Genomic DNA, 509 nt, shown 5'->3' on the forward strand with positions numbered 1-509 from the left:
ACCATACATCGTCTCTGGAGAAAAACAGTAACTTGGCAGAGGCGCTGGGACTCTCCGGCACACCGGGGATCATCGTCATGCCCGTTAGCGGAGCCACTCCTGACACCATCACGGTCTTCCCGGAAGCCGTCACCGCTGACAGACTCCAGGCCGCTATCCGGAAAGCCACCCAGGTGAAATGACCAGCAGAGACTTTTGTTCATTTACGATCAGGCCTGCTGCCGTAGTCTTCTGGCGGGAACAGCCATCTAATCACAGTAGTTTGGAATTGTAACGGAACTAAATTTAGACTATATTAAGTTCTGATTTAACGACAAGGCCTCCACTATGAAAGTTGAAACAATCTCTTTCGTAAAAAAGAACGCAGCATCCCTGGATCTTTCTGAGCCTATTCTGGTTACCCAAAACGGTGTACCTGCTTATGTTATTGAGTCATATGACCAGCAACAGGAACGGGAAAATGCCATAGCACTTCTTAAACTTTTGACGCTATCTGAACAGGATAACGC

Annotated in this window: 1 protein-coding gene and 1 pseudogene; both read left to right on the plus strand. The window is 47.9% G+C overall.

Features of this window, described 5'->3' with window-relative positions:
* Window positions 1-182 (plus strand): annotated as a pseudogene (locus RTW80_RS27085) (DsbA family protein); the annotation flags it as partial.
* A gap of 145 nt (window positions 183-327) precedes the next feature.
* Window positions 328-509 (plus strand): type II toxin-antitoxin system Phd/YefM family antitoxin (locus RTW80_RS27090; protein WP_312721179.1); only part of this gene is annotated, 182 nt, incomplete at its 3' end.

The organism is Escherichia sp. AM3 (assembly GCF_032029835.1).
Lineage (GTDB): Bacteria > Pseudomonadota > Gammaproteobacteria > Enterobacterales > Enterobacteriaceae > Escherichia > Escherichia coli.